This window comes from Candidatus Binatia bacterium, assembly GCA_029248525.1.
Classification (GTDB): Bacteria; Desulfobacterota; Binatia; order UBA12015; family UBA12015; genus UBA12015.
Genome location: JAQWJE010000053.1, coordinates 24,766 through 50,181 on the forward strand (window position 1 = coordinate 24,766; position 25,416 = coordinate 50,181).

The 25,416-nt window shown below is 59.8% G+C and carries 21 protein-coding genes; 13 read left to right on the forward strand and 8 right to left on the reverse strand.

The window, feature by feature from the left end; all coding sequences use genetic code 11:
- Window positions 1-63 precede the first annotated feature (63 nt).
- The 4 genes from P8K07_17620 to P8K07_17635 all read left to right on the forward strand — a co-directional run bounded on the left by P8K07_17620 (window position 64) and on the right by P8K07_17635 (window position 6,105).
- A complete protein-coding gene (locus tag P8K07_17620) occupies window positions 64-2,523 on the forward strand; it encodes a TonB-dependent receptor (protein MDG1960342.1) in 2,460 nt (819 codons plus the stop codon).
- A 39-nt stretch (window positions 2,524-2,562) separates the two neighbouring features.
- Entirely contained in the window at window positions 2,563-2,955 is a 393-nt protein-coding gene (locus tag P8K07_17625) for a PaaI family thioesterase (protein ID MDG1960343.1), read from the forward strand.
- 118 nt (window positions 2,956-3,073) lie between these two features.
- Window positions 3,074-3,922, forward strand: coding sequence for a TauD/TfdA family dioxygenase (locus P8K07_17630; GenBank protein ID MDG1960344.1), 849 nt, complete (start codon window positions 3,074-3,076; stop codon window positions 3,920-3,922).
- 74 nt (window positions 3,923-3,996) lie between these two features.
- Window positions 3,997-6,105 carry a YfhO family protein gene (locus P8K07_17635; protein MDG1960345.1) on the forward strand — a complete coding sequence of 703 codons (2,109 nt, stop codon included), beginning with the start codon at window positions 3,997-3,999 and terminating at the stop codon, window positions 6,103-6,105.
- Here P8K07_17635 and P8K07_17640 read toward each other — a convergent pair.
- Window positions 6,102-7,472: an SDR family NAD(P)-dependent oxidoreductase gene (locus P8K07_17640; GenBank protein MDG1960346.1), complete on the reverse strand. Its 1,371-nt coding sequence runs from the start codon at window positions 7,470-7,472 to the stop codon at window positions 6,102-6,104. The genes P8K07_17635 and P8K07_17640 overlap by 4 nt on opposite strands.
- A 27-nt stretch (window positions 7,473-7,499) precedes the next feature.
- Entirely contained in the window at window positions 7,500-7,625 is a 126-nt protein-coding gene (locus tag P8K07_17645; protein MDG1960347.1) for a hypothetical protein, read from the reverse strand.
- 94 nt (window positions 7,626-7,719) lie between these two features.
- Between P8K07_17645 and P8K07_17650 the strand changes: the two genes are divergently transcribed.
- The 4 genes from P8K07_17650 (at window position 7,720) to P8K07_17665 (ending at window position 12,427) form a co-directional block, all read left to right on the forward strand.
- Window positions 7,720-8,568, forward strand: coding sequence for an enoyl-CoA hydratase-related protein (locus P8K07_17650; protein MDG1960348.1), 849 nt, complete (start codon window positions 7,720-7,722; stop codon window positions 8,566-8,568).
- A gap of 94 nt (window positions 8,569-8,662) precedes the next feature.
- Complete coding sequence (locus tag P8K07_17655; protein MDG1960349.1) at window positions 8,663-9,307, forward strand: glutathione S-transferase family protein; 645 nt, start codon at window positions 8,663-8,665, stop codon at window positions 9,305-9,307.
- A gap of 79 nt (window positions 9,308-9,386) precedes the next feature.
- Entirely contained in the window at window positions 9,387-10,193 is an 807-nt protein-coding gene (locus P8K07_17660) for a class I SAM-dependent methyltransferase (protein MDG1960350.1), read from the forward strand.
- Window positions 10,194-10,267: 74 nt separating this feature from the next.
- Window positions 10,268-12,427, forward strand: a complete 2,160-nt coding sequence (locus P8K07_17665) for a DUF3604 domain-containing protein (GenBank protein MDG1960351.1) — start codon at window positions 10,268-10,270, stop codon at window positions 12,425-12,427.
- A 64-nt stretch (window positions 12,428-12,491) separates the two neighbouring features.
- On the opposite strand, the gene P8K07_17670 is transcribed toward P8K07_17665, so the two are convergent.
- The 3 genes from P8K07_17670 to P8K07_17680 form a co-directional block, all read right to left on the reverse strand.
- Complete coding sequence (locus tag P8K07_17670; protein ID MDG1960352.1) at window positions 12,492-13,025, reverse strand: hypothetical protein; 534 nt, start codon at window positions 13,023-13,025, stop codon at window positions 12,492-12,494.
- 132 nt (window positions 13,026-13,157) lie between these two features.
- Window positions 13,158-14,252 (reverse strand): hypothetical protein, encoded by a 1,095-nt coding sequence (locus P8K07_17675; protein MDG1960353.1) that lies wholly within the window; start codon window positions 14,250-14,252, stop codon window positions 13,158-13,160.
- Between the two features lie 92 nt (window positions 14,253-14,344).
- Entirely contained in the window at window positions 14,345-15,766 is a 1,422-nt protein-coding gene (locus P8K07_17680; GenBank protein ID MDG1960354.1) for a carbohydrate porin, read from the reverse strand.
- A 49-nt stretch (window positions 15,767-15,815) separates the two neighbouring features.
- Between P8K07_17680 and P8K07_17685 the strand changes: the two genes are divergently transcribed.
- A complete protein-coding gene (locus tag P8K07_17685; GenBank protein MDG1960355.1) occupies window positions 15,816-17,387 on the forward strand; it encodes a multicopper oxidase family protein in 1,572 nt (523 codons plus the stop codon).
- 51 nt (window positions 17,388-17,438) lie between these two features.
- Here P8K07_17685 and P8K07_17690 read toward each other — a convergent pair whose 3' ends face one another.
- Window positions 17,439-18,383, reverse strand: coding sequence for a phytanoyl-CoA dioxygenase family protein (locus tag P8K07_17690; GenBank protein ID MDG1960356.1), 945 nt, complete (start codon window positions 18,381-18,383; stop codon window positions 17,439-17,441).
- A 273-nt stretch (window positions 18,384-18,656) separates the two neighbouring features.
- On the opposite strand from P8K07_17690, the gene P8K07_17695 reads away from it, so the two are divergent.
- From P8K07_17695 to P8K07_17710, 4 genes are all read left to right on the forward strand, one after another.
- Window positions 18,657-20,705: a hypothetical protein gene (locus P8K07_17695; GenBank protein ID MDG1960357.1), complete on the forward strand. Its 2,049-nt coding sequence runs from the start codon at window positions 18,657-18,659 to the stop codon at window positions 20,703-20,705.
- Between the two features lie 274 nt (window positions 20,706-20,979).
- A complete protein-coding gene (locus P8K07_17700) occupies window positions 20,980-22,197 on the forward strand; it encodes a cytochrome P450 (protein MDG1960358.1) in 1,218 nt (405 codons plus the stop codon).
- A gap of 117 nt (window positions 22,198-22,314) precedes the next feature.
- A complete protein-coding gene (locus tag P8K07_17705; protein ID MDG1960359.1) occupies window positions 22,315-22,692 on the forward strand; it encodes a hypothetical protein in 378 nt (125 codons plus the stop codon).
- 42 nt (window positions 22,693-22,734) lie between these two features.
- Window positions 22,735-23,475: a hypothetical protein gene (locus P8K07_17710; GenBank protein ID MDG1960360.1), complete on the forward strand. Its 741-nt coding sequence runs from the start codon at window positions 22,735-22,737 to the stop codon at window positions 23,473-23,475.
- Here the strand turns inward: P8K07_17710 and P8K07_17715 are convergent.
- Both P8K07_17715 and P8K07_17720 read right to left on the reverse strand, forming a co-directional pair.
- Window positions 23,381-24,454, reverse strand: a complete 1,074-nt coding sequence (locus P8K07_17715; protein ID MDG1960361.1) for an alpha/beta hydrolase — start codon at window positions 24,452-24,454, stop codon at window positions 23,381-23,383. The two genes, P8K07_17710 and P8K07_17715, sit on opposite strands and share 95 nt — an antisense overlap.
- Before the next feature lie 253 nt (window positions 24,455-24,707).
- Window positions 24,708-25,403, reverse strand: a complete 696-nt coding sequence (locus P8K07_17720) for a hypothetical protein (protein ID MDG1960362.1) — start codon at window positions 25,401-25,403, stop codon at window positions 24,708-24,710.
- Window positions 25,404-25,416 lie beyond the last annotated feature (13 nt).

Sequence of the window (25,416 nt, forward strand, 5' to 3'; positions counted from 1 at the left end):
CTTTTATTCTAATTTCGTCAGCCACTGTCGAGGATCGTTTCGGTCGTCGATCACGGAGATCCAATGCTCGCCAAATCACTTTTCCCGACGATTCTTGTCGCCACCCTCATCCTGCCCAATGCGGTGGCGAATGCCCAGCCCGCGGCGCCCAGCGAATTTCTCGATTCGGTCATCGAGGGGCAGCCGTCGACAGGTGGCGTCGCTTCCGAAGATGATGCTCTCGACGCGCAGGCGGCACGTCTTGCCGAAGGGGAGCAGGTCCCCGGGGTTTCCCGCCAGGCCGCAACGGAGATCGAGCAAATCGTGGTGAGCGCCCGGAAGCGGACCGAGTTGCTCGAGGATACACCGCTTTCGGTAACCGCGCTCGGTGAGGACTTTCTCCGCGAAACCGGCACAACGCGGCTGGACGAGATCAAGAATTTCGTCCCGAACCTCCAGATCATCACCGGTCGCGCCGGACAGGATGCCATTGTCCGCATCCGTGGGGTGGGCACAGCCACCGGCGAGATCGCCTTTGACCCCGGTGTCGGGATCTACGTTGATGGTGTGTTTCTTCCCCGGTCGCTGGGGTCCCTTGTGCAGGTTTTGGATGTGGCTCAGATCGAAGTCTTACGTGGCCCTCAGGGAACGCTTTTCGGGAAAAATACCATTGGTGGCGCGATCAATATCACCACGGTGAAGCCGAGCGAGGAACTTGAGGGTTTCGCTCTGGTACGCCCCGGTAACTTTGGTCGAATCGATACGCAGGCCATCCTCAACTTGCCCATCGATATTGGCTGGCTCGAGGACAAGCTCTTTACTCGCTTGACCTTCGGTTCGAGCAACGACAACGGCTATACCTACAATCGCACTCTCGACCGAAACTGGTCGAATCGCGGAAACTACTCTTTCCTGGGCAGTCTGCGTTTCCTGCCGACAGATTCTGTCACGATCGATATCAGTGGTACGTGGGGCAAGACGCATACTCGCCCGAAGGGCGGAAATTGCCGCTTCATCGAGTCGACGGTTGCACAGGCTCTTTTGTATCCCTCCTACAAGGAGGCCTGCGAGGAGTCCGGTGAACTCGGGGGCGTGTATCAATTCGAGGCGGACACCACGAGCTTCTTTGATATTGCAAGCTACGGAACGTGGGGCACGATCTCGTGGGACGCCGGCGACCTTGGCCCGATCCGGGACCTGACCTTGAAGTCGATCACCTCCTGGCGCGAGCAGCGTCCCAGCACCCGACAGGATCTGGATATGAGTCGTGAGCTCGTCCTGAATCTAGCTCTGACCGAAGGCGGGCTGGACGGTTCGACCGCCGGGTTCCAGCAGCAGTTCAGCCAGGAGCTTCAGGCGAATGCCAGCGCACTGGACGAACGTCTGCAGATGGTCGGCGGCGTGTTCGGATTCTGGGAGAAGGGGGATATGCCTTTCGTGACGTACTCCGAGCCCGAGTCGACGTTCATTCCGGTAAGCCCCATCAATGTCGAAAGCCAGTCGCGAACGGACAATTGGAACTGGGCACTCTACGGACAGGGCACGCTGGATGTCACCGAGTGGCTCAGTCTGACCGGCGGGCTTCGCTACACGCAGGAAAAGAAAGGTGCGTCTCAGCAAAACACCAACCGCGGGACTGGCGAGGCTGACCCGCCTTACAGCGGTCGCGTTGTCTATGAGGCATGGACTCCCATGGGGTCGATCGCCATGACAGTTCCGGACGCCTTGCTGGACGGGACTGAAGTAGACCATCTGCTGGGCTATTTCACATACTCCCGGGGCTTCAAGGGCGGTGGCTTCAATGCGATCGTCAACCTCGACGTCACCGAGCTGGAGCCGTTTGCGCCTGAGTATCTCGACTCTTTCGAGGTGGGAGTGAAAACGGTTGCTTTCGACCGGCGGCTGGTCGTGAATATGGCGGCGTTTGTCGGAGAGTACAAAGACAAGCAAGAGTCCTCGATGCGTGTGAACAACGATCCTGAAGATCTGGACGTCCAGCGCCTGACCCAAAACGCGGCGTCGGCAACAACACGCGGTATCGAGCTTGATATCTTTGCCATGCCTTTGCCTGGACTGCAGATTACCGGATCGATCGGCCTTCTCGACGCACGCTATAACTCGTTCCCCGATGCGATCAGCGAGCTGAACAATGAAGAGACCGTCAACCGGGCTGGCCAGCCCTTCTTCGATGTCCCGCAGATGCAGACCCATATCGGCGCGCAGTTTTCCCTGCCTCTCGACCTCGGCGGGCCGGAGTGGATGGTCGGCTGGGTCACGCCGAGGATCGACTGGTCCTATACAAGCGCGATCACGTTCGGGGGCGAGGAACTTCCCTACGCGACGCAGGGCGGGGTCAACCTGCTCGCGGCCCGCTTGTCCTACGGATTTATGGACAACAGGGCTCAGGTGGCTGTTTGGGGCAAGAATCTTCTCGACAAGCGATATTTCGGAGCGAAGAATTCCTGGGCTAATCTCTTCGGGAGCGTGATCCGTTACTACGAGCCACCGCTGACCTTCGGCGCCGAGCTCTCTTATCGATTCTGATTTTCGTTCGACAAGCTGATTGTGCAGGAAAGGTTTCTGATGAATCATCCTTACGCAGAACTGCTCGGGTTCGAAGTGGAAGATTCGGGTGACGGCCGCAGTACCTGTCGCCTGAGTGTAGCCGAATCCCACTACAATCCGCTCGGTGTGGTGCATGGCGGGGTTTTGTACTCCCTTGCCGATACCGGAATGGGTGCCGCTCTTTTCCCCAGTCTCCAGCCCGGCGAAATCTGCGCTACCATTGAGATTAAAATGAACTATTACCGACCCGTCCGGTCGGGAGAAATTCGCTGCCTCACCGAAGTTCTGTATCAAGGCAAACGGGTCGCCAACCTTGAATCCTCTCTCTACGTCGAGGGCCGTCTGGTGGGTAAGGCCAATGGAAGCTACTCGATCTTCAGGCTGGAGAAAAAACCGGAGGCCGGGCAATAGTGCCAGAGATGCCCTTTGCGCGGGGCATACGATCCCAAACGGGAAGGATCCGTTGTTGTATCGTTCGCCTCCGTAGGCGATCTATGAGAATTTTTTGTTCAAGGTAGCGGGGGGTGTTGTGGGTCTGATTGTCAAAAAGCAGGGTGGGCTTTTGGGGGCTCGTGTCGAGGGAGTCGATTTTTCGAAACCTTTGACAGGAGAAGTCCTCGAGGAGATCGCCGACGCTCTTCACGCGCATCAAGTGATCTCGATGTCGGCAAGGGAGATGACGCCGGAGCAACATGTCGAAATCGCGCAGCACTTTGGAGAGCTGGAACTCCACGCCACCGACCAATTCGCGGTCGACGAGAATGCATCACATATAACGGTCGTGGACTCGGAGGCTGGTCATCGGGCCGACTCCTGGCACGCGGACGAGACGTTTCTGGAGGAGCCGCCGCTTGTGAATGTGCTGCACGGCAAGGTCATTCCCGAAGCTGGCGGAGACACGGCATTTCGCAGCACGGCTGCCGCATATGATGCCCTCTCTGAGAAAATGAAATACCTGATCGATGACCTGAACTCGATCCACGACTACGGCCACCTCTACGAGATGGGTTGGCGGAGCGGAATACCGCTGGCGCCGCAGATGGGGGAGGCGCTCGTGAAGGGATTGCTCCACTCGCATCCACTGGTTCGCACCCATCCGGTCACGGGCCGCAAGTGGCTCACGATCAACCCGACCTACACGCGTTTTGTCGAGGGGCTTCCGCCTGCCGAGGGCGAGGCCATCCTGGCGATGCTGCTCGCACACCTGCAAAAGCCCGAGTTCGGCTTCCGATATTCGTGGCAAGAGGGTGATTTGCTGATGTGGGATCAACAAGCGGTTCAGCATTATGCCGTGAACGACTTCGAGGGCCGTCGATTGGTTCACCGAATCGCGGTTTTACGGTCGGCCGCAACCTACAAGGGCATCAAGACAGTTTGAGATGGTAGGCCGTCGACGCCAGCGGGGTGGATCGGGCAGGATTCCATGAGGGCGAACTCGCATCGGAAAGCTGTATGTCGCCGCGACAGGTGAAGGCCTTGAGCGCCGTTGTGTTGCTCGCGGTGATTACTTTTATCTGGGACTATCTTGCCAGTTTGGAGCTTCCGGAAGGTGGATGGGAGTCTACCAAGTGGCCCACGGATCTGGTGCGTTATTATTATCCGGTTGCCCGCTATCAAGGTGCGATGCTCGCAAGCGGAGCGCTACCTTTCTGGAACCCGTGGCAGCTCGCTGGGTTTCCGCTGCTGGCAGCGCCCGCAGCCGGGATCCTTTATCCTCCACTGATTGTCCTGACTTTATTGCTGCCAGCCGAAGTCGCGCTTGAAGTGCACGCAGTCTCTCATCTGTTCATCGGTGGTGCCTTTATCTGGCTCCTGCTTCGCCGGCTGCAAGTTGGACCGGTAGCCGCACTTTTGGGATCGTTCGCGTTTGCTGTTTCCGACGAGATGCTGAGGGAAACCGAGATCACTTCCTATCTTTCGACCGAGGCTTGGATTCCCGGAATCTTTTGGGCCATCCTGGCTCTGATCGACGAACCCCGGTTCCGGCGTGCTTTGGTTTTGGCGTTGATTCTGACGATGAGTTTTCTCGGAGGACATGCGCAGGGGCTTCTGTACGGAATGTTTTGGGCGGTTCCGTTCGGTGTCGCGGGCCTTCTCTGGCGAGCCCCTGACAACGCTGCACGTCTTCATGTTCTTGGCTGGTTGGTGCCAGCTGCGCTTCTGACGATTCTGTTCTCGGCACCGCAGCTCTTCCCGAGTCTCGAGTTGATGTTCGACGGAAGCCGCAGCCAGGATCCATTAACGCCATGGCAAGCGGCCTTCGGCTCCTCGCAATGGCAGCGCATCTGGAACGCGATTACGACGTTGAACACGCCGGGGGCACTCTTTGGCTACCCGGCACTTCTGCTCGCCCTGTGGGGTGCGGTTGGGCTAACTGAGCGATGGGCGCGCCTGACGATTCTCTCGCTGGCCGTGCTTGCCTTTCTTTATATGCAGGGCCAAGCCTCTCCCGTCTGGTGGTTTTTCTACGATCTTCCGTTTGGTAAATCGTTTCGGGGGCCCGGGCGGATTGCTCCGCTATTGGTCTTTCTGGTGGCGGTTCTGGCGGGCCTCGGCGCGCAGAACTTGATTGAATTTTGCCGTCGCCTTCGGCCAGGTCGCTCGCTGGAAGTCGCCGCTGCCGGCATTGTGTTCCTTCTGATTCTCGGTGATGCGCTTTGGTTCGGGCCACCGCGCTATCAGTACCAGCAATTACGTCAGATGGATTCCTGGGGAGTTTCGATTTTAGGGACGCGCCCTCCGGCCTTGCCTGCCTCTCAGCGGACTCTTTTGCTACCTGCGCTGCACTTCGGAACCCTGGACAGACAGGTCAAGACGGGAATGACGCAGCGTCGGCCGGTTTTGAATGAGTATGAGCCTATCCTGCCTCAGCCTTATTTGGACTTTTTCAACAAATCGGGGCTGTGGCATGGGGATCTGAAGCTCGAACGCGAGGCGGGGGGAAACCGGCCACTACCGGAATTTACTCGGATTCTTGATCTGATGGGTGTGGACGAGACCATCGCTTTCGGGAAACCCGCTGCCCTGGCTGCCGTGCAAGAGGCGAAGGAGGTGACTGTGCAAGTCGATGATGTATGGATCACGAAGCGCCGAAACGCTCTTCCTCGAGCCTTCGTCGTTTATCAGACTCTCGTCGAGTCCGATCCGGAAAAGGCGCGGGAGAAACTCTTGGGCGCGAGTTTCCGCCCCCGAACGACCGCAATCGTGGCGAACGGCGAGGCGCTGCTTCCTGTTGAGGATTTCCTCCACGGGCAAGCCACGATCGAGAACTATGAAGAAGGTCGGGTCGATGTAAGAGCAGTTTGCGGGGGGCCCTGCCTGCTGGTTTTGACCGATCTTTTCTATCCGGGCTGGGAAGCCTGGGTGGGAGAGCGGGAAGTGCCGATCGTGAAAACGAATATTGCATTTCGAGGCATCAGGCTTCCCGCGGGCGCGCATCAAGTCGAATTCCAATATCGGCCCGCCAGTTTTCGTTGGGGCATGATTCTTTTTCTCGGCGGGGTTGTGCTCGCGTTGTTCGGATTGTGGCGAGACCGGTCCAGTGTCGCAGGCGGATCCTAGTCGGGTACGATCCGCTCGCAGGCATCCCAGAGTCGCCGTCGCTCCTGCTCGGTTTCAGTTGTAAAGGGCAGGAGATGGGTCCGTCGGGCGATCCGGTCCAGGAAAAATTTGCCTGTGGATTTTCGCGCGACCTCGCTGGCAGCCAGCCATAGCAGGGTGTCTGCACCTTCGGTCGGAGTGCGCAACAGGGGGCCCATGATGCGGTGAAAGAGCGGTAGCGATGAACGTACGGCGGGCGTGTCAGCCCAGCCGGGATGCATCGCATGGACAGTCGCTCTTTTTCCCAGCCGTTCAGCCCATAGTTCCGAGAGGACGACCTGCGCCCGTTTGGTTTGGGCGTAGGCCATGACGCCATCATAGGGCGCTGCGGGTGCAAGCAGTCGATCGACGTCGAGCCGTGTGGAGTACATTCCGCCGGAGGAAACCCAAAGAAGTCGACCGTCGCCGGATTTGCCGAGCGCTTCTTCCAGACGACGGGTAAGCAAATGTGGCCCCGCAATATGCGTCGCGAACGCGAGTTCGAGGTCTTGCGGAGTTCTTTCGAATCGATCCGAGAGAACCCCGGCATTGTGGATGAGGATATCGATCGGTTTCGCTTCAAGTTGCTCGGCGGCTCGCTCGACCGATTCGAGGTCCGACATATCGACCTGCACCGTTTCGATCTGTTTGCTGCCGGTACTTTCTTCGATTTTTGCCTTGGCAACTGCGGCACGCTCGGGATTGCGACAGAGCAGGGTGACCCGGGCTCCCAAATCGGCGAGGCCCATTGCGGTTTCGAGGCCGATGCCGGAGTTCGCCCCTGTGATCACGCAGTGGCGCCCGCCCAGATCGACGTCGAGATCCCCCGGGGAGAATGCCAAAGAGCGGAGCAGGAAGCCGGTTCGGTCGAATGAGAAGATGATTGTCGGATCGACAGCGGCCCCAAGTGCCAACCCCGCGAACCGCTGGGCGGCCGGTGGCTCGGGCAGGTTCAGGTCTTCGACAGGTTGCGGACGGTCAAGCGATGCAAGAATCTCGGCCGGGTCTGCGTGATCCCCGGCTTCCCGGCTGCGATGCTGATAGAGAAGATCTCCTCCTGGCCGGATGACGAAGGTCCCGCCTAATTGCCAGGGGTCGCCTTCGACGGAATTTTGCCGATATCCGGCCGCCAGCGCGCGAGCAGCGTTGGTCCAGAGTCGGGGTGAAAGAATCTCGGCTCGGCCTCGGCGCATACCTGCGGCCCGGTAGCTCAGAAGCTCCGGATCGACGAGAATCGTCCCGGCCAAGTCGAGGTCTTCGCGGAAGGCACGGGCGAACTCGGGAGTCCCGTTGCCGATGATGATGAGAGAGGCTCCTCTTGCCTCGATGGCGTCTATTTCGTCACGCAACTGCGCGACTTGCTCGCGGCAAAAGAGTCAGCCGAAATGGCGAACAAAGAGAAGCACGGCTGGCCGATCAGCCCAAAGGCTGCTCAGGCGCACTGGCATCCCGGCATCATCGGAAAGTGAGATCTGGCCGAGGCGGCGCTCCAACAAACTCATACTTCAGTGTATCCCGGGGGAACGCGCTTACAAGCCCTCGACATTGTTGATCGGCGCATGCGAGCGGGGCTCGACGCTTCCCCCGCAATCCGGAATGTGGCAAGGGAGCAACGTGATTGAACGTGTCGATCTGGCGACGGGAACAGACGAGCTGCTGGCCCATATCGAAGCGGGAGTAGCCATTCTGACTCTGAACCGACCGGAGGTGCGCAATGCACTCTCGGACACCCTGAGTCCCGCATTGCGCGAGATGATCGCTACGCTCTCGGAGGACGCTCGTGTCCGTGCCGTGGTGTTGACCGGTGCGGGTGCTGCCTTCTGCGCCGGGGGCGACGTGAAGGGGATGGGGGGACGCACCAAACGGGAGGATGTACCGCGAACGCGCGACGCAGCTGTGGTCGATCTGGCCCGACGTCAGCAGACACTGACAGGTGCGCTCTATGCGATGCCGCAACCGACATTGGCCGTATTGCCGGGACCGGCAGCTGGCGCCGGGTTTGCCATTGCACTGGCTTGCGATCTGCGTGTGATGGCCGATTCGGCCTTTGTCACCACGGGATATAAGCGTGTGGCGCTGTCGGGAGACTACGGCGCAAGTTTTTTCCTGACGCAGCTCATCGGGACGGCTCGTGCCCGGGAGCTGTTTTTCACCGGAAAACGGCTGGGAGCCGTGGAGTGCGAGCAGCTGGGGATCGCGAATCGTGTGGTGCCGGCGGAGCGTCTTCAGGAAGAGTCAATGTCCCTTGCTCGAGAACTCGCTTCGGGCCCCACAGTGGCCTATCGTTTCATGAAACGAAATCTCGACCTGGCGATGCGTACGGATCTGGAAGCCTGCCTGAGGGCAGAGGCCGAGGGCGTTGTTGCTACGGCCACCACGGAAGACCATCAGGAAGCTGTGCGAGCCTTTATCGAAAAGCGTGAGCCCCGTTTTCGGGGGCGCTGAGAGGACCGGCCTCGGCTCCGGACTGGAATCGAAAACAAGCGGTGCTAGGTTTTCGACCTGAAATATCGGTGAGTGAAGCAAAGCGAGGAAACTTATGATCAAATTATATGGAGCGAACGCCTCTCCCTTCGTGCGCAAGGTCATGGCCGTCCTGGCGATCAAGAAATTACCCTATGAGCATATCCCATCCATGCCGTTTTCGGGCGATGAGGAACTGGCCCGCGTGAGCCCGTTGAGCAAGGTGCCCGCCCTGATCGACGGCGATCTGAATATCGCGGACTCCAAGGTGATCTGCCGCTATCTGGAAAGCGCTTATCCGGAAGTCCCGGTCTATCCCGCAGCGACTGGCGAGCGAGCTCGCGCGGATTGGTTCGAGGAATACGGGGGGACCGCCCTTGCTGAGGCCGCCGCAGGTATCTTCTTCAACCGATTCATGGTCCCCATGGTATTCAAGAAGCCGGTGGATGAGGCGCTCGTGAACACGATCATCAATGAGAAATTACCGCCTATGCTTGATTACCTCGAAGGGGAAGTCCCGGCAGATGGCTTCCTTTTCGGTAATCTGACGGTTGCGGATCTCGCACTGGCATCTCCCTTCGTGAACGCTGGTTACGCGGGGTACACGGTGGACGCCGAGCAATGGCCCAAGTTTTCCGCCCTGATCACTCGGGTTCGGGAAGACCCGGCTATGGCGCCGCTGCTGGAAGTTGAAGCGGCGATGTTCCCGTCTGCGGATTAGCGTCTGACAGGTCGCGATCGTGCGAGCGTGTCGGTTCGTTTGACTCCCCCGCAGGGATCGAACTATCGAGAGGGTGGCGATGGCAAAGACAGAACCCTCTCACTACACCTTCGGAGACCAGGGGCCGGCAGCAGAACGACTGCGACGTCTGGCATCGCTTTACTTACCGCTCAGCCGGAGCGCGCTCGAAGAGGCAGTGGCTGGAGTCGGTCAGCCGATCGCCCTGGCGATCGACCTTGGCTCTGGGCCTGGATACACCACCGAACTCGTTGCGGACGTTAGCGCGGCGGCCCGCGTCATCGGTTTCGAGCGCTCTGCGGAATTCTGCGAGGGGGCGCGCGCGCGCATCCCTCGCGATATCGAGTTCATGGAGCACGACGTCAGCACGGAAGACCTGCAATGCAAAGACGTCGATTTGGCCTTCTGCCGCTTCTTGCTTACTCACCTGGCCGACCCGATCGCCACACTCCGACGCTGGCATGCAGCGCTGCGGCCCGGAGGCATTCTGGTGCTGATCGAACTTGAGCAGCTGAGTTCAACCGACCCGACGCTGGCAATTTATTACGAGATCATCGACGGTGTGCAGGCCCAGCACGGCCAACAGATGTATATCGGGGGGGCGCTGGAGGGCCAGGCTCGGGAGGCCGGTTACGAAATCGTGACCTCTCGTGTGATTGATCCCGGTATCGCCGCGGCGAGCATGGCGAGTTTGCACCGGCCGAACCTCGAGAATGTACGCAAGGATCCTTGGGTGCAGGAGAACTACAGTGAGACTGAACTCGACGCAGTCGCTGATGGACTCGAACGCATCGCGGCAGAAAATGCCGGCAAGACGCCGATCGAAAACTTGCTGCGCGTTGTTCTGGCCCGACGGGTGGAGGCGTAGTGCCGTGTGCACGCCGATGCAGGTGTCCGGTCGGTTGACATGCTCCGCGGCTTTGGACTAGCCGAGATCAGACGATGGGGCGGCTTGTTCGAAATCTTCTTGTGGGGCTGCTCGCAGTCCTTGCCCTCGCCGTGGTCATTTTTTCGTTTGTCCTTGGCGGTTTCTATTGGAATGCAAATCGTTCTGACTGGCCGCGTTCGGGCGAGATTGCTCTTGAACGGTTGCCCGAGAAACACGTCCGGGAGCGTGAAGGTCGCCGGACTGAGGCCGCCGAGGCTCTGGGGATGGGTTCGCAGAAGCAGATCCTTTTTGGCGATTTGCACGTCCACACTTCCTACTCGACGGATGCAATGACACAGGGTGTGCCGGCCCTGCATGGAGAGGGGGTTCATCCGCCGGCGGATGCATGCGACTTCGCCCGCTTTTGTTCCGCCCTCGACTTCTGGAGTATCAACGATCATGCGGAGTCCCTCACGTCGAGCGAATGGGCACTTACCCGTGAAGTGATTCGCAACTGTAATCAAGTTTCTGGCGATCCGACCAATCCTGATCTGGTATCCTTTCTCGGTTGGGAGTGGTCGCAGATCGGAAGAACTCCCGAGACCCATTTCGGGCACAAAAATATCGTCTTGCTGGGCACGGAGGAAGGTGAGGTGCCGCTGCGACCGATTGCCTCCGCGGGCTTTGGGAATGTGGCGTGGGGGCTGTTGGGGCTGGGACTGTCGTTGGGCGACCTGGATCGATGGGGTCAATATGCCGATGTGCACCGGGCGACTCTCGCGGCCTTCAGCCGAGACGAATGCGAGCCCGGCGTTGACGTTCGGGAGCTTCCGGCGGATTGCTTCGAGATGGCCCCGACGCCCGCAGACCTGTTTGAAAAGCTGGATCAATGGGACCTGCCGGCGATTGTCATTCCGCACGGCCTGGCATGGGGCACGACCAATCCGAAGGGGCAGGATCTGGCCCTCCAGCTGGGCGGCGCCTTTCACGACCCCTCGCGACAGCGTCTGGTGGAGGTCTACTCGGGCCATGGTAATTCCGAGGTCTTCGTCGAGCTGAACCAGACGTCCGAGGCGGCTCCGGGGGAGGCGACTTGCCAGGAGCCCACCTCCGAATTCGAACCCTGCTGTTGGAGGGCCGGCGAGATCGTGCGGGCGCGATGCCCTGAACCCGACAGCGCGGCATGCCAGGCGAAGGTTGAGGCCGCGCGCGCGCGCACCGCCGCCGGATCTTTCCGGAACCCCGCAGCTGCGGTCGAGGGAAGTACCATCGAGGACTTCGGTGATTGTGGTCAATTGCAGGGCGCCTTTCTGCCGGCGTTCAACTACCGACCCGGCGGCAGTGCGCAGTACGCGCTCGCGGTGGGAGATTTTGCCGAGGAAGGGAAGCCCAAGCGGTTTCGATTGGGGCTGATGGGTTCGAGTGACAACCATCGTGCGCGGGCGGGTTCGGGTTACAAGGAGTTCGGTCGCACGGCCATGACGGATGGTGCTGCCATGGGCTCGGACTGGCGAGATGCTCGTGTCAGTTCGTTCTACTACACCGGTGGGCTTGTCGCGGTCCATGCCGAGGGGCGCGACCGTACCTCGATTTTTAACGCCCTTGATCGACGCGAAGTCTATGGCACCTCGGGCGATCGGATCTTGTTGTGGTTCGATCTGCTGCAGTCCGATGGGGAGCGGGTGCCGATGGGGAGCGAGATCGCGTTCTCCGGAACGCCGCGCTTCCAGGTGCGAGCCGCCGGCGCGTTCGAGCAGCGCCCGGGCTGCCCCGAGGTGGTCGAACAACGTCTGTCACCGGAACGCCTGCAGCGATTATGTCTGGGGGAGTGCTATTTCCCCGGTGAGAACCGGCGCGCGATCTCCCGAATCGAGGTCGTACGGATCCGACCCCAGAGAGCGTCCGGCGAGGCGGTGGGTTCCTTGATCGAAGATCCCTGGAAGGTGCTCGATTGTCCGAACAACGAAGCGGGCTGTCGGGTGTCTTTCGAGGACCCGGAATTTTCCGAGGCACCCCGCGAAACCGTATACTACGTCCGCGCCATTCAGGAGTCGTCGCTGGCTGTCAACGGAGATCCTCTGGCGTGTGAACGTAACGAGAATGGCGTATGTGTCCGCGGGAATATTTGTCAGGGTGGCGGCGAGCATGGACCACCTGTCGCGGATTGTCTTGGGCTGGTCGAGGAACGCGCCTGGTCCTCACCGATTTTCCTCGACATCGGACCGCAGAGCTAAGCGGTTTTCGCACCCGCCTCGGGCCTCGGTGTCGTTTTGGTTGTTTTCAGGGGAAGCCTGAGCGTCAGCCACATGTGCTTATATTGTAAGTGTCCCCCTCGGCGCCGTCGAAGATGATCACGACATTGCTTTGCGCAACGCCCGGATCGGCGCCCTCCACGCATAAGTCGATATTGTATAAATCCGAGGCGATTCCGTCGAAGATGATGATGGTGTTGGAGGCGCTTTCGTCCGGGCGGGCATCGAGATCGACCTCGGTACCATCTTCGTTCACCAGCCATCTGCACGAGTTACCCGACCGTGCTGCTCTCAGGTCAGCTTTTGTGATGGCTGCCGAAAACTTTGCTGCACAAAGCGCCGGATGCGACGATTTACCGGCCACCTTGCGGCTGAGTTGCTGTTTCAGGCAGAGACTCATTTTGCCCGACGCGATCAGCTTGGCTTGCTGACACCTTTGTTCGGCATTGACGGCTGCGTGGGCGAAGGGAACTCCGGAGAGTCCGGACAAGGAGAGGATGAGGGCGGCAAACCAATAGCCAATACGAAACCTCCCGCGATTAGGGTTGTTTTTCGTTCGGCGTGCGCGAGTCGTCTTCATGGAGTCTCCGGTGTGGTCGGGGTCGGAATTGTTGAGGGTGGATCCATGCGTTCTCGAGGAGCATCTCATGGGTCCCGGAATTCGGAATGGACCACCCTTGCCGAAATACGACTTGGCGGTCAATGGGAAACTTCATGGGTCAAATTGGATCACCGAGCGAAGCGGTGCGTGTTCCTCGCTGGAGCCGCAGCAGGGGAATCCATAACTTTCCGGAGGACTTCCGGCAGGGCAGGTGTCCGGTTGATAGACTGTCGGTGCAACCATCGAGACGCCCGGCGAGCTGGCTCCGCCTGCTGTGACGATCGAGCGTGCGCCTCGGGCACCGATGCGGTCGGTTGGGTATTGATTGACCTGAGGGGAGGTCGACGGGTTGCTGGCGTCATTGTCGAAGCAGCACGTATAACGCCCGCCTTCTGATTCCCTTGTCTGCGAGAGCGGGCCGGCGGGGAACATTTGGCTGAGAGTCCAGGTGGAGCTGCTGGCATTCGTGTCGCCGAGGAAAACGATCCGGCCGACATCGTCGCATAGGACGGTAAGCTTCTCGACGAGGTTGTCGGTGCCGAATGGTCCGGAGCCGTCGCTGTTTTGCAGGCAGTCGACGGGGTCCGTCAAGTCGCAGCCGCGTTGGTTTCGGGCGTCTACAGGATGCGGCAAGTTGGCGGTCACGACACATAGATTCGTGCCGGCGGGGTCCTCGAAGCGGCCAATGAGGAAGGCTCGGTCGCCGATGGGTTTGTCTCCCGGAACCGCGGCTGCCTCGGGGTTTCCGGTGCAGGCACAGCAGGGTGTGGATTGTCCCCAGATACAGGTGTCCGGGGGGATGCTGTCATCCGTAAGGGGACATGCCTCGCCGGTTGGGCTAATCGGGAATGAGGCGTTCAACCTCCAGGTATCTGCATTGTAGAGAATACCAATCACATCCGCCCGCCCTTCGGAGCCGGCATGATCGCAGAAGGCTCCGATGGATCGAAAGTTGTCGGGCAGATCGATGGTCTGTTTTTCCAATTGGGAAATGGCAAAGAAGTCGGGCGAGCCACCGCTGCCGTCGCCTCGGAGCACTTGCTCGACCCATCCGATGGCGTTGGCGCGTCCCTCACCGCTGCACGCATAATGGGGCTTGTAGTCATAGACCTCGACCGTCCGGCCTGAGCTCTCGGCGCAGCTCGAGAAAACGAACGGGGCAAGCAGGAGACAGGCGAATTTGAGGCAGGAACGGTTGCGTTGCATGAATTTGGAACCTTTCGTGAACCCTTGTCGCAGGATTCGTTGCTGGTTTTTTTGTCGGAACGAACTTGGATCGAAGCCCGGCTCCGGGATCTCTATAATTCGATTGCGACCAAAAGGTAGGCCTGCATGGCGTTGTCCAGGGGCGCCGGATCGCCTGCGCCCGGAGTCGCGATCCACTGGAGTCCCGGCTGGATATAGAGCCAGGGAAGGATCTGCAGCAGATAAAAGGCCTCGATGGAACTCTCGGTGCCGCCGCTGGGTCCGGGCAGCCCGGCCCTTGTCCGAGATCGGAATACTTCGGGATCATCGCTGAAGCGCGAATGAGCGCCGAGCAGGCCGATGGCATCGGCGGGACGCGTGGGGATCACGCCCGTGGCGCTGATACCTGCCATCATGGACCAGTGCACCGGGTTCTTGTCCGCATCGCTCCAGCCGAATTGACCAAAAAGGCGAACCCCACCGCCGCGCTCGGCCAGCCATGGGGTCTCGCTCCAGAGCGTTTGCGTGGCTTGCAGGTAGAAACCCGGGACGTCACGTACGCCTGTGGTGCTGGTGCCATCGGTTGCGCTTGTGCCGGTCTGGAGCCACATCCCCGCGCCTGCCGTGCCAGGCCGGGTCGGGTCGATCTCCCATCCGTGATTGGCCTCGGCGATCAGGAACCAGTGGCCGTCGTTGTTGAAAAAGCTCGATGGTCCACGTCCTCCGGTAGCGGGCCCCGTCTGACCGGTTCGCGGGTTCAGTGCTGCGGTGGTTCCGTCGAACCAACCAATCTTCGTCTGGAAGTTCTCTGTGGGCGCTGCGATGACCTGCAGTCCGGTGGTTTCGTTCGGGTAGGTCGCCATGAAGGGGTTCAGGGTGCTGGTGAACATGGCGATGGAGTTCTGAAACGCGCCCGCGGCTGCTACTGCGGCAAAGCTCGCGTTGACGTCCATCTTGCCGAATTGCAGGTTGAGTCGGTCATCCAGCAGTGCCTGATTCCAGTAGACTTGCGCGAGTTGGTTGAGGACGCTCGCGTCTCCATCAATCAAGTTGGTGTTGTCGCCGACATAGGAGCCCGTTGGGTCGCGTGATCCTGTCGGTTGATAGCGGCGATTATACCAGCTGAAATATTCCCAATCGACGAAGAAGGTTGCACCGGGAATGCCGGCCAGTCTCTCAAGGTCAGCGGTGAACGTCAGCTGGAGAGGGGCACCGCCGTAGTATCCCTGATCGAGGCCGCCGCGGAGATTGACCATCGAGATCGAAGTATATTGCGCACTGATACGGATGCCGTGATTCTGCAGCCAACCGCGCGTCCCGCCCCAGTTCCCCGATAGGCCCTCGGTGCCCCACGGCCAATCCAGGTAGAAGCCGTCGGGGCGGAAGCCCTGACGGTTGGCGACTGTGGGCGAGAGATACTGGTTGGGCTCGCTCATCACCGGCGAGGCCGTCTGGTCATTGGCCCGAGACGTTTCTGCCACCGCCAAGATCGCGGCGTTCAACAAAACCAGAAAAATGATGTACTTTGTGTGCATTATTTGGCCGGACTTTCGCGGGTCTGGAAATATTGGAGAGGACCGAAGAATGCACGAGAAGGATCAAAAGGGAAAGGGGCCCAGCAGGCGGGCCGTAATATCTGCAGGCGCCGCAGCGTTGCCGCTGGCCATCGCAGGCTCCTACGCCTCGCGATCCACGGCTGACGCATCCTCCAATGGTAAAGCGGCTCCCCCGACACTCGCGGGAACTCGCGCAGGCGCGCTGGCTCCGAGGCCCGACTATGTGTTCAGCGTCGACAAGCAGGAGAGCGCCCCGCTAGGCGTGCCGGTCGAGGCGCTTTTGGTCAATGGTCAGAATCCGGGGCCGGAGATCCGCTACCGGGAGGGCGATATGTTCCGCGTGCTCCTGCAGAACAAGATGGACGTTCCCATGACCGTCCATTGGCATGGTCTGATCGTGCCCAACTGGATGGACGGCGTCCCCGAGATTACCCAATTGCCCATCGGGCCGAAGCAATCGTTTTTTGTCGAATACCCGATCGTGCAGGCGGGGAGCTATTGGTACCATTCGCACTTCGAATTGCAGGAGCAATCAGGCTTGCGGGGTCCCTTTGTCATCGAAGAAAAACGCCCGGCCTACGATTATGATCACGATGTAACCTGCTTTGCGGCCGACTGGCTCAATCAGTCGCCGGCGGGGATCGTGCCGCAAATTCGCGGTGAGCAACCGCAGACGGAAGCGGTAAAGGAGCCCACCGGCGACCTCTACAACCTGCCCGGGGCGAACAAGCCGTTCAATGTGGATGTGAACTATCCCGGTTTCCTGCTGAACGCAGGTTCGAACAAGGACCCATGGACGTTTGCCTGCAAGGCGGGTGACCGGCTGCGTCTTCGCCTGATCAATGGATCGACGGCGACTACTTTTCGTGTGGCCCTTGATGGGCATGAGATGACGATCATCGAGACGGATGGAAATCCATGTGAACCGGTGACTGTAGATAATCTCACGATTTGTACCGCGGAGCGATATGATGTTCTCGTGACGATCAAGGAGTCCGGAAGCTTCTCCTTGCATTGGGCTTGTCTGGGCCAGGCGAACCAGGTGGTTGGGGTGATCCATACCGGAGATGTCAAACCTGTACCCAACTTCGAAAGGCCGGATTTCTCCGGCAGGGCCGGAGGGTTGCCGGACTATGCAGCCTTGCGGTCTCCTTACGATACAACGCTGCCGGAGGGGCCGATCAAGACGTTCGAGCTTGAGCTGGGAGGTATGATGCAGAAGTATCTATGGTCGTTGAGCGGCAAATACTACCCCGAGCTATACGTGCCCGAGTCAGTCGCCGAGAATGTTCCTCTGAACATCGAGTACGGTGATCGGGTACGTGTCCGCCTCACGAACAAGACCATGATGGTTCATCCGATGCATTTGCATGGCCACTTCTTTCGCCTTTTGGCAAAACCGGGAAATTGGGGGCAGGGCAACGCGGCCATGAAAGATACGGTCGGTGTGGCGCCGGGCCAGCATGTCGACTTCGAGTTTTTGGCCGACAACCCCGGCCATTGGTTCTTCCACTGCCACAATCTTTATCATTTGGCCGCCGGCATGGCGCGCGTGTTCCATTACGGCATCAACCCGGGCGGGATCTTTGCACCGAAGTAGCGGTGGGCCATCACGGCACCCGCTTGGGTAGCGATTAGGCGCGCTCAGGGTTCAATCTGTCGGCGGCGCCGGCAGGGATTCGGGAAATTGTGGCACCGAGGCGACGGCTTCGAGAAACGTACGCAGCAGGTCTTCGTCCGGGCCCTCCGCCGGACCATGTTGCCGGGCGCATTCGCCGTCCAGTGTCCGCGGAAGGACTTGCGGAAACAAGTCGCCCCGCAAGGGGTCGCCCCTCTCGAGACCGTGTGTCCATAACAGGGGCATGGTCGCATGCCGGGGATCATAGAGGACTTCGTCCCGGAACCAGCGTGAAGAGAAGGCGCGTCTTGGCTGGTCGGTGGTATGGTTGCCGCTCGAGCCGTGCAAGATGTGGGCATCAAAGATCAGGCAATCGCCGGCCCCGAGTTCCGGGGAGTAAATCTCGTAGGCTTCACGGTTCTCGTCGATCGCCGGAGGCCAGGTGAACGGAGAGTCGCGCATATAGGGATCGTCATGGGGCGTGATTGCCTTGAACCGCTCCGGCCACCGATGGGACCCGATGATGAACTCCAGTCCACTGGACGCCGAAGTAACCGGGTCGAGCGTGATCCAGATCGAACAGAAATTCCGGCTCTCCACATCGACCGGCCAGAACGTGATGTCCTGATGCCACGGTGTCGGGAGGTGGCAGCCGGCAGGTTTGACGAAGAGCTGGTCATAAAAGTGGCGGATGCTGCGGCCGCCCAATGCCTGATGGGCAATTTGGGCAGCAGGCGAGTTGAAGATCCAATCCCGAAATCCATCGTTGGTCTTCCAGAGAAAAAGATCACCGCTAAATTTTTCTTCTGGCACGGAGATCGGCCCGGCCATCGGCCCCGGCTCCTGGACGACTTGATCGATGTCGCTTGCCAGATGGTCAAGACAATCTTGAGAGAAGAGTCCGGAGGCAATAACGACGCCCCGCTCATGAAAGCTTTCCCTCTCGGACTGGGTCAGGTCTCTTTCGGGCTCTTTCATCGGCGGATTGTAGGCAGGGTGGGCTGAGGCTGCAATACGCATGCGGACGAAGGCAAATATCTGCCGGATTTCGGAGGTCATTTCGAGATACTCTGCTGGGGGGCCTCTGAGGTTCGCGTAATCAATCGGAAGCCCCTTGGTATCCCGTCTGCCGGATTCGTGCCTGCACGGAATTCTCAAGTCCGAATCCGCTGCGAGGGGGGCGAAAATCGCCAAGGATCGCTCGGCGGAATGTTCGTTGCTCGTTTGTGCCGTTAGGGTAGGGATGAAAATGTGACCTTTTTTGTTTTCCGACCTTTGACGGCTGTTTTGGCAGTGACCCTTTCAACTCTGAGTGCCGGGTGGGCTCTCGCAGGTGAACCGGAGGTCCAATGGCATGTTGGCCTCGGCACGAATTTCGAGGAGCATGTCCACGAGGGGCATCCGACCTCTGACGGGGGTTATATTGCGATCGGCCATACCCACGAGTCCCAGCAACTGGAAGGTTCGACGGATATGCTGGTGATCAAGGTCGATGCGGACGGCAACGAGCAGTGGCAGACGCAGGTGGGCACCTCGGGGCAAATGGATTTAGGCGTAGCGATCGCCGAAACTGCGGAAGGCTTCGTCGCCGGAGGCGGACTATGGTCCGGTGGTCGGCAGAAGAGGGCGCTGGTCGGGTTGTCGGCGAGTGGTTCGGTTCTCTGGGAGCGCACCTATTCGGGAAGCGGGTCGGGGGCCGTGCGGGGTATCGAGGTGCTCGATGACGGGTCGCTGATTGCGACCGGTTATACCGCCGCCGAGGAAGCTGGGTACCTTTTCATTGCCGAAGCACAGGCGTTCTTGCTCAAAACTCATGGGGACGGGCGTTCGATCTGGGATCGGAACCTCGACGGATTGCAAGGAACCAAGGTGCGCCAGGAGTCTGGTGGTGGTTTCGCGATCCTCTCCACCGCATGGACGTTTCAGCAAGGTCGAGATGTCCTTCAGCCAAAAGTGATTCGTACGAATTCCGCAGGCGTTGTCCAATGGGACGAAACCTTTGGCGGTGGGAATCATATGGATATTTTCGATTTCGACCTCACCGGCGATGGCGGATTTGTCCTCGGGGGCCACACGACGGGTTTGGGTGCCACGAATTGGGACTGTGTGATGTTGCGAATCGGACCTGGAGGCGAGACTCTCTGGACCAAGCGATTTGGTCAGCCCCGCGGCTATAATCCGGCCTATATCCACGATGAGTGCTACGGCGTGCGTTCCCTCGCAGACGGTGGCTTTCTATTAGCCGGCGCCAGCGGCGACGAGTACCGATATAGCGAATCGGGACATCCGTCAGGGCCATCGGATGAGTGGAAAGTCTATCTCATTCGGACCGACGCCATGGGAGAAGTCGAAAGCGAAACGGTGTTCGGGGACGGTGCCGATCAGGGCAATAACGCCGGAGAGTTCCTCTCGCTGACTGACGACGGCTGCTACATGGTCTACACGGACTCCGATTCGGCCGGAGATGTCGAGCCGAACAACTTCGGGTTCATGAAGATCTGTGAACTTTGTGGCAACGGCGTTTCGGACCCTGGAGAGGAATGTGACGACGGCAATCCGGACAATTGCGATGGTTGCGACCGAGATTGTCGACTCTCAACGACGTGCGGGAACGGTATCGTCTGTGGCGCAGAGCAGTGCGATGACGGGAATCTGCTCGACGGAGATTGCTGCACCTCGGCGTGCGCTTTTGCCGCCGCCCAATCCTTTTGTGATGATCAGGACCTTTGCACACCTGAGGACCGCTGCGATGCTGCGGGTGTTTGCGTCGGCAATGCCGTGCCTGCGGATACCTGCATGGCGGCGGGCGCCGGACGGCTCGATATCCGCGACCGCGAAGGAGCCGCCCGGGACCAGATTTTGTGGGAATGGAAGAAAGGTCCTGAGGTCGCCTTCAGTGACTTTGGGGATCCGGTGGCCGGAGGCGACGAGTTGGCACTCTGCTTATACGTGGAGGACCAGGATTCGACTGTTTTGGCAGCGTCGCTGAGGCCTTCCCGCGAAGAATTCTGTGGCGGACGGCCATGCTGGAAAGCGCGGGGCGAGAAGAAACTCATCTATCGAGACCGTGACGGCTCGAGCAATGGCCTTCAACAGTTGCTGCTCAAGCCGGGTCTTGCGAACAAGGGCAAACTGAAGCTGAAAGCCGGCGGCGAGCAACTACCGCAGATTGCTCTGCCGTTTTCGCAAACGGCGCGGTTGGAGGCGCAATTAAGGAGTTCGACCTCGGCTTGTTGGTCGACCTCGGTCTCTGTTGCTGGTGCCCGCAACGATGATGATCGATTCCAATCGCGTTACTGAGACTCTCGAATTTCCGGAGCGGACGAGGCCATCCACGATAGACTTTTCCGAAGATTTGGTGGTTTCAGCATCTTGAAAGCACCCCTTTTGAAGCATGTGCCCGATCCTGTGGGAGCCGCTCCCGTGGTGGATGCGGTTCTCGGTATTTCGGGAAGCTCTGCCCGAATCTCTTGGGTCCAGCTGCGGGAAGTGCAAGAACGGCAGAGGGCTCGGGAGCATCTCGATCGGATACGCCTGAGCTGTTCATGAGTCGCCCGCGCCCAGAGGAGCTCTGATGCAGAGGGAAACAAATACGATATTCACCGGAGAAGATTCCTGGTGGCAGGATCCCTACCCGAATCTTGCCGCGGTCCGGGACGAGCATCGCACCGGTGTGACCAGCGAAGGGCTCAAGGCAATCCTTCGCTGGAATGATGCTGAGGACATCCTGAAGAGCGACCGATTCGAGAATGAGGGTTTGGAGTTCATCGAGCGCCGTGGGTTTTGCGAGGGGGACCCTCTCTACGAGTGGCGACGCCACTCCATCGGGGCCTTGAACGGAGAAAACCACCGACGAATCCGTTCCTTGGTGAGTCGGGCGCTGACGCATCGTTCGGTCGATGGGATGCGGCCCAAGATCCGCGAGCATGCTCGGAACCTTCTTCAGGGCTCGCACACCCATGGTGTGATCGAGGTTCGCTCCGCGTTCGCCCAACGGCTGCCGTTCCTGACGATCACGGATTTTCTGGGTATTCAGCTGGACGAGGCAATCGCCGTTGCCGAAATCATGGGCAAGGGATCGGCCGATGCTTTCGGTCCCAAAGTCACTCAGGAGATTCGCGACAACGCGAACGCGGCTTTTGCCGCGATGATGACGTTTGTGGGTGAGTTGTATGAGGCGCGTCGTAGCGAGCCACAGGAGGATCTTTTGACGGATCTGGTCCAGGCCGAGGAGGCCGGGGACCGCCTGAGTCACGAGGAACTGATCGTCCTGTTTACGAATATTTTTGGCGGGGCCATCGAAACAACGGCCAGCGTGATCAGCAGCGGCCTGTACGAGCTGGCCCGACATCCCGATCAGGCCGATTTGCTTCGTTCCGATCCGGATCGCTGGAAACAGAGTGCTGCCGAGGAAGTGCTGCGACACCGACCGGGTTTTTACGCCGCCGGAAAAAGGGCAACTCGTGCACACCGAGCTTATGGTCTGGAGTTTACGGAGGGCGAGCCGATCAGCATTCTTATTGGCGGACCAAACCGCGATCCGGAGCGTTGGGAGGAGCCAGACCGCTTCGATATTACGCGTGATCCCCGCAATTGGTCTCTGAGTTTCAGTATGGGCGAACATTTTTGTCTCGGTCAGGCTTTGGCTCGTGCCGAGATCCAGGAAGCCATGCAGATCTTTGTCACCGAATGCGAAGAGATCGAGCTCAGCGAAGAGCCGCGCTGGATGCCTCATGTGATGGTGAACCGACTCGAGTCGCTACCCCTGCAGTACCGGGCCAAGGTGGGATGAACTGTTTTTCTGGCAAACAGTGCGATGGATCTTCGCCTCCGCTGGACGCCTTGCTCGGGGTCGATTACGTTCCGGCCTCACGACTGGTCAGGCGCCCATGAGTCAGGATGTCGAGCGATGATGGTTCAGGAGGAAATCCCGGCGGCGCTGCGGCCCGAGACAGAGGCAGCGCTTGCCTGGTTCAACAAGACGCAAAGGTCTCCCTACTCGGTGACCGGTATTGTGGACCCCGAAGTCCCCCTGAACGCTGGAGCGACCCGCCTGCTTCATCTGGTTTTGTGCAGCGGGACAAGCTGCGAGCAGCGCACCTTCCGTGTGACGAGGAGCGACAATGGCTTCGCGGTCGAGTCTGCCGAATCCGAGGCATTTGCACCGGCGGATGGGAAGGTGATTGCGGAACTCGATCCGCCTCCGGGGCCGCGCCGCGCCTGGCTGGACCGCGCATTGGGCGAGCAGGCATTCGTTCTTTTACTATTCTATCGAGGTTTTTGGTGACCACCGTGTCGCGCCGAGTTGCGGGGCTATATGAATGCTGGTGTGGCGGATCGAGTGCGGGCCGCCGGAGGTGCGATCTACGCGATCTCGAGCGAGCCACAGTCGTTGGCGAATCGAGCGCAGGAGGCGTGGGGGCTGGACTTCGAAACTCTTGGTGATCCACACCACGAGATTGTCAAACAGTGCCGCGCCAACGATTGGCTCGACCTCCTGGTGAATGAGCGCCTCGGGTTCCTCCAGGCGAGTCTCGGTGAGGGACTGGACTGGGAGCCGACTCACCCCAAGGGATATCTGCAGCCTGGCGTGCTTGCTCTGCGTGGGGATGGTCGCGTCCTCTATCGGTGGAGGGGGGTGCCGACGCGTTCCAATATGGGCGGCGCGATGGGGCGGCCGACGCCCGAGCACGTGTGGTCGAGTATCGAAGCTGTGTTGGGAGCGCCCGTCCGAGATCGAGACGCAGAGCTTGATAAGGCGCCTCCGCTGGACGGCAAGGGCGTGCCCTGGCCAATATTCGTCTCTCTGCTGCTCGCCAACGGCTGGTTTCTTCGTGGACGCGGTTTCGACTCGGTCCAGCAACTCAGGCGCGCGCCGCTCAAATTAGCCGGCTTCATCGCTCTTTGGACCGCGGCTTTTCTCTGGTTGCCCTTGATTCTCACAGGAACCGCTCTGGCTCTTTGGGTGGCCTATATCATTCCGAAGGTCCGCTGGTTGGGTGAAGAGTTTCAGGATGTGACTGGCGACCCGCAGCCTGCTGCTGCGCGAAGGTCTGATCGAGAAACTTGATCATGACGTTCAGCGCTTCGGGAGCATCGTGGTCGAAGCTCGAGCCCAGGAGCAGGCTGCTGCCGGAGTCCAGAAAGGCGTGATTCCGTCCCTCGTATTCCCAATAGACGGTCGGATGCCCGGCAGCCTCCAATTGACGACGATATTCCTGGACGGAGGCTGGCGTCACCAGCAGGTCTTCGCTGCCGGCGGTCAGCAATTGGGGCGGGAATGCTCGTTGGTGCCGCGCGGCGATATTGTAGAGGGGGGAGACGCCCTTGTACAATTCCGGGTGGGTAGCGGCATCGAAGCCGTCACCGAAAAGCCCACGCGGGCGCACCCCGGCCAATAGCCAGAATGGGTTCGTCCAACCCTCGTAGCCATCGAGGCTGGTGCGATACAAATCGAATCCGCCATAGCTCAGAATTGCCGCCTGAACTTCGATGCCACCGTCTGCCGCTATCTGATCGGCGGTGATCCCGGGGGGCAAGTAGGAGGGGTTGAAGGCCTTGGTGTCCTCGGAGTAGCCACGCGAATCGAGTTTGTCGCCCGAGTTCACGATCATGGCCGATAGATGTCCGCCAGCGCTGTCGCCTGTGACCGCCAATCGCGAGGGGTCGCCTCGGTAGCGAGAGATATTTGCTTGCGCCCAAAGAACGGCGCCGAAGGCATCTTCAACGATCTGGTCCATCGTGACCGTATTTTCCTGATCAGCCAAAAGGCGATAGTTGACGTTGCAGACGACATAATCGGCATTGGTTGCGATATATGCGGCCGCCTGATCCATGATCGAGTTGTCATTCAACAACCAACCCCCGCCGTGGAAGATCATCAATACGGGGTAGGCGGGCTGGTCCGAGGTGGGCGTGTAGATATCCATCGTCAGGGCAAAGCCGTCTGGTGCGGCCCATTGGATATCGCGAGCCACGGTGTACCGAGCGGGATTGTCATGGGCGATCAGGGGCGGTTTCGTGGCGCACGCCCCCAGTGCGATGCTCATGCTCAAGGAGAGCAGCAGCAGAATCCCATCCGAGAAGATTCCTGCCAGGGGCCTCCGCGCAGCCGAACTCTCCGCGCGCGGACCTTCCGCGGACAACCTTTCGGCAGACCGCCCCGCTACAAATGGTATGCTCGGGCTGTGCCGCGAGTCCGTCGCGCAGATTCGACGCTCGGGTGCATGCTGATTTTCATGATTGGGTACCGACACCTGACCCGTATCGTCCTTTCTCGCGGCGCTGGCAAGAGATGCCGAATCAGCTAGTCGTTTCCGGCCCAAGGGGGCTTACCAGCCAGATGGTATGACGGATGCCCTTTTTTCCATGCGCATGGACCGATCGCTCGACGATCCGGGCGCCGGTCCGCGCGACCCGCTCCGGGAAAATTCGGTCGGAGGTCGCCGCCCAATACGCGATGACGCCGCCGGGTCGAAGGGCATCCGTCGTGGCGGAGATCCCCGCAGCGGAATAGAGCCAATCGTTTCCTCGTGAGGTCAGGCCCTCGGGGCCATTGTCAATGTCGAGAGCAATGACGTCGTACGCGGATATCTTTTTGCGGAGAAGGTCGGTGACGTCGCCTGCATGCAGAATCGTGCGCGGGTCGTCGAGAGGACGCCCGGATCGCTCGCCGAGCGGGCCCCGATTCCATTCGATAACCTGGGGCAGTAGCTCAGCGACGGTGATTCGAGCGCCTCGCCCGGCAGTGTCGAGGGCTGCCGCAAGAGTAAAGCCCATTCCAAGACCACCGATGAGAACCGATGCCTCCTGCGAGTTTTTGATCTCGTCGAAAGGCAGTCTGCCAAGGGCGTCTTCGGAACCATGCCGTCGGGTGCTCATGAGTTCCTCGCCGGAACCTGTGATACGAATCACGAAATCATCCTCGTTTTGATGAAGGCTCAAGGCGCGATCGGAATCGGGTAGTGGCGCGAGGCCCAGCTGGGTCCATTTCTGCATCGTTTACTGCGGT